This window comes from Bradyrhizobium sp. LeoA1Lang (assembly GCF_055413685.1).
Genome location: NZ_JBVAPG010000314.1, coordinates 1 through 4,218 on the forward strand (window position 1 = coordinate 1; position 4,218 = coordinate 4,218).

Annotated in this window: 4 protein-coding genes and 1 tRNA gene; 2 read left to right on the forward strand and 3 right to left on the reverse strand. The window is 60.8% G+C overall.

The features are described 5' to 3' along the window. Positions 1-208 precede the first annotated feature (208 nt). From ACZYOF_RS42495 to ACZYOF_RS42505, 3 genes are all read right to left on the reverse strand, one after another. Positions 209-1,027, reverse strand: a complete 819-nt coding sequence (locus ACZYOF_RS42495) for a hypothetical protein (RefSeq protein ID WP_463719469.1) — start codon at positions 1,025-1,027, stop codon at positions 209-211. Between the two features lie 241 nt (positions 1,028-1,268). Continuing rightward, positions 1,269-1,343: transfer RNA gene (locus ACZYOF_RS42500), tRNA-Glu, on the reverse strand. 53 nt (positions 1,344-1,396) lie between these two features. Beyond that, positions 1,397-1,732, reverse strand: a complete 336-nt coding sequence (locus ACZYOF_RS42505) for a hypothetical protein (protein ID WP_463719470.1) — start codon at positions 1,730-1,732, stop codon at positions 1,397-1,399. Positions 1,733-1,861: 129 nt separating this feature from the next. On the opposite strand from ACZYOF_RS42505, the gene ACZYOF_RS42510 reads away from it, so the two are divergent. Both ACZYOF_RS42510 and rpoH read left to right on the forward strand, forming a co-directional pair. Continuing rightward, the gene (locus ACZYOF_RS42510) at positions 1,862-2,863 is read left to right on the forward strand and encodes an RluA family pseudouridine synthase (protein WP_463719471.1); all 1,002 of its coding nucleotides are present in this window, start codon (positions 1,862-1,864) and stop codon (positions 2,861-2,863) included. Positions 2,864-3,054: 191 nt separating this feature from the next. After that, the gene (gene rpoH, locus ACZYOF_RS42515; RefSeq protein ID WP_130577186.1) at positions 3,055-3,951 is read left to right on the forward strand and encodes an RNA polymerase sigma factor RpoH; all 897 of its coding nucleotides are present in this window, start codon (positions 3,055-3,057) and stop codon (positions 3,949-3,951) included. Positions 3,952-4,218: the final 267 nt, after the last annotated feature.

Consider the following 4,218-nt stretch of genomic DNA (forward strand, 5'->3'; position numbering starts at 1 on the left):
TTGACAGAGCTTGCTGCCCGGCCACTGTTAGCCACCATGGGATCGACACCAATGTCCGGCTGATAAAACAAACGACTGCAATTCACCCTTCACAGAAGTCTCTTACACAAAATATCTGACATTCCCTGGGTCAATGCCGAAGCGGCGAACCAAGGAGGCAAAATCTTCGTCTTCCGTTTCAAGAAGCGCGAAGAGTGCGTTGAGTGCATCACTCGTCATTCTTGATATCGCCCTGCAATGTTGAGCACCAGCCTACGATTGATGGCGAAGCGCCCTTGTCCGCTAGTAGATTGACCTCTTTCAAGTGCTTGGCCAGCAGGACCTTTGCGATGGCTGTCTGGTTCGGAGATTTCTTGAACCGATCGAGGAACGCTGGCTGCGCTTCCACTTCTATCATCACAATATCTTTAGGCTGGAAGGAAAACCGCCCCTCAACTCTGATATTGGGCGCATTGACACGCAACTTGCAAAGAGCTTCTTCACCCGAGTAGCGCGATTGCATGTAGGTTTCCGCTACTGCGGAAAAACGCCATCTGTTCCCGGACATGGCAACCACCGGCTCTTCTTGCGTGTCCGCAACCTGAGTTTCTGTTGCCGATACCTTGCTTTCCTTGGACCCTCCGGCGCTCACGGTTACTTCGTTCTTTCCAGTGTTGACCGTGCCACCCTTTAGATATGCACCAAGCGAGACACTTCCTCCTACACGGAAGGCCCCAGTGGCTGCCTGCATGCGGTGGATGTGCGTCTTCGCAACCACAGGCTTCCTATCCCCGAAGCGGTGAGCAGAGGGATCAATTTCACAGCCGGTCAGGTCCAAGCTAAGAGTGGCCCTCGCCAGTCCTATTTCCACGGACTTGGACCAGTCTTCCGACGACACAACCATCGTCCCAAATCGAACGTCTGCCCCGAGATGAAAGTCATGCTCGTTCGCGCCCTGAGGAGCGAACAGGGCAACCTCAAGCAGATCGCCACATCCCGCCTGCGCAACCTGTTCGAGGCTAATTGGCTTCGGCTTCTTCGCGGCCAAGAGGCTCCCCCAGCTTCATTCGCCTAGGAAGATGCTCAGGAACCAACGCGAGTGCAAGCGGAGCGAGCTATGCTCCTTACTTCTCCACCGTTGCACGAGGGGTTGCGTCTGTACACAATTCGGCGGCCGCCAGTTCGCTTACGCAGCCACGAAGCGGGCTATACCGAAGAGCGGTTTAACTGCGTTGAGCCATCATCGGATGGACCGTAGCAAGTCGTAGAGACGTGTACATTCGGGCCAATGGCGCTCCCTAGGGGAATCGAACCCCTGTTTCAGCCTTGAGAGGGCCGCGTCCTAACCGCTAGACGAAGGGAGCGTTGCGGTCTCAGGCAATAGCCTCGAAAACCGAAAACTGCAAGCGAGCTTGGCTCAGGGTTCGCTGACGAAGCGCAGTTTTCCTGCGGGTTTCAGCGTTTTTGCGTCGAAGGTGCGGATTTCGGTGGCCCCGCCTATATCAAGGGTCACCACCAGGCGGTCGCCGGCGGTGCCGGTGGACACGATGCGGGCGCCCTTCGGCAGGGTTGCCGTGATGTCGATCGTGGCGGCAGGGCTTCCCTCCCCGCGGTAAAAGCGATACCCGACGGCGATGAGGACCACGGCCACTGCCAGCGCCGAGGTCAGGCCTGCGATCAGCATCATCCGCCGCACCCGCGCGATCAGGGCGGCCTGCTCTTGGGTCGGTTCAGGGATCGTTGCGTCGGTCATGGGCGGCTCTTTAAACATGATCTGCGGAAGTGGAAACCGGTTTTGCCGAAGAAAATAAGCGTGAACGAAGAAGAACAGGGCGCTCCGTGCCCTGATGTCCCGCATGGTGCCGGCCCTGGCGCCCAACGGCTGGCCGTCGTCGTTCAGGGCGATGAGGGGTCGTCGCGGCTCGACCGTGTCCTCGCCGCGCGCTTGCCGGAATTGTCGCGGTCGCGGCTGAAGGCGCTGATCCTGGCCGGTTCCGTCACGGTGAAGGACGCTCCCGTCCGCGATCCTGCTTTTCACGTCGCCGAAGGCGACACGGTCGAGGTCGAGATTCCCCAAGCAGTCCCGCCAGAGCCGAAGGGCGAGGATATCGCGCTCGATATCATCTATGAGGACGACGACCTCATCGTCATCGACAAGCCGGCCGGCCTTGTGGTGCATCCAGCCGCTGGCCATGAGAGCGGCACGCTGGTCAACGCCCTGATCGCCCATTGCGGCGCCAGCCTTTCCGGCATCGGCGGCGTGCGGCGTCCGGGGATCGTCCATCGGCTGGACAAGGACACCACCGGCTTGATGGTGGTCGCGAAAAACGACCAGGCCCACCAATCGCTGACCGCGCAATTTGCCGACCATGGCCGCACCGGGGAGATGGAGCGCGGCTATATGGCCTTCATCTGGGGTGTGCCGAACCGCCAGCGCGGCACCATCGACGCGCCGATCGATCGTCATCCGTATGCTCGCGAGAAGATGGCGGTGCGCGAAGGCGGTCGCGAGGCGATCACCCATTGGGAGCTGCAGGAAGTGTTTCAGGGGCGCGGCAAGCCGGTCGCCTCCCTGCTCGCCTGCCGGCTCGAGACCGGACGCACCCATCAGATCCGGGTGCACCTCTCCCATATCGGCCATCCCTTGCTAGGCGATTCGGTCTACGGCCCGCATTTCAAGACGAAGGCCAGCCATCTGGAGCTCGAGGCACAGGCCGCGCTGGCCGCTCTCGGCCGCCAGGCACTCCACGCGTACCTCCTTACCATCGAGCATCCCAGGAGCGGGGAAATTTTGCATTGGGAAGCGCCTCTACCGGAGGATCTGCTTCTCCTGAAACGCAGCCTTGAGGGTGGCGCTATGACGCACCCCTTGAAAAAGCATTGATATGACAATAGGTTATACCAGCCACACGCGGACGTGACGTCAGCAATCCTTCCCTATCACGACCCATTGGGTGTATTGTGCACCTGCGTTGAATATCCAACGCGGAACATCGCAAGCCGGCCGGCTTTAACACAGCGGCGGCCTGCCGGGCCCGCCGCTATCGGGGGCCTGAACCACTGGAGGGCGCAAGTATGGCCCGTACAGCCACTTTACCGGTTCTCAATGGAGAATCCGGTCTTTCTAGATACCTCGCCGAGATCCGTCGGTTCCCGATGCTGGAACCGCAAGAGGAATATATGCTCGCCAAACGTTGGCGCGAGCACGACGATCGCGACGCGGCACATAAACTCGTCACCAGCCACCTCAGGCTCGTGGCCAAGATCGCCATGGGCTATCGCGGCTACGGCTTGCCGATATCCGAAGTCGTTTCGGAAGGCAATGTCGGCCTGATGCAGGCGGTGAAGCGGTTCGAGCCCGAGAAGGGCTTCCGCCTCGCCACCTACGCCATGTGGTGGATCAAGGCGTCGATTCAAGAGTACATCCTGCGTTCCTGGTCGCTCGTGAAAATGGGCACGACCGCGAACCAGAAGAAGCTGTTCTTCAACCTGCGCAAGGCGAAGAGCAAGATCTCCGCTCTGGACGAGGGTGATCTCCACCCCGACCAGGTGAAGCTGATTGCGAGCCGCCTTGGCGTGACGGCTCAGGACGTGATCGACATGAACCGCCGTCTTGGCGGGGACGCGTCGCTCAACGCGCCGATCCGCGACGACGGCGAAGCAGGCGAATGGCAGGACTGGCTGGTCGACACCGCGCCGAATGCGGAAGCCCTGATGGCGGAGAGCGAAGAGTTCGATCATCGCCGCCAGGCTTTGACCGGCGCCATCAACGTGCTCAACCCGCGCGAACGCCGCATCTTCGAGGCGCGGCGCCTCGCGGACGAGCCGATGACGCTGGAAGACCTCGCCGCTGAATTCGGCGTGTCGCGCGAACGCGTGCGGCAGATCGAGGTCCGCGCTTTCGAGAAGGTGCAATCGGCCGTCAAAGGCACGATCGCCAAGCAGGAAGCGGCGCTCGAAGCCGCGCACTAACAGCACCAGACAAATCACTCGGTCAAAGCCGGCGGCAACGCCGGCTTTTTCTTTGCGGCCATGAACCCGCTGAACGCGCGGCTCCCGCCTACTCGCCCCACTCCTTAGCCATCTTCGCCAAGGCGCAGCCCTCGCAATAGCGTGAGCGTCACGAGAGGATCGCCGTGCCCGGCCTTGACTTGCGCGGAATGCTTTGGATTGCCCGATCGGGGTGATTGACGCTGCCGCTGGGCGATGATTGGGTGCTCCCCTCTGAAGGGACCTCTG

Excerpts from the sequence above, each read along its gene's own strand:
- ACZYOF_RS42505 (WP_463719470.1), bottom strand. The coding sequence starts at position 1,732 with ATGACCGACGCAACGATCCCTGAACCGACCCAAGAGCAGGCCGCCCTG.
- rpoH (WP_130577186.1), top strand. The coding sequence starts at position 3,055 with ATGGCCCGTACAGCCACTTTACCGGTTCTCAATGGAGAATCCGGTCTT.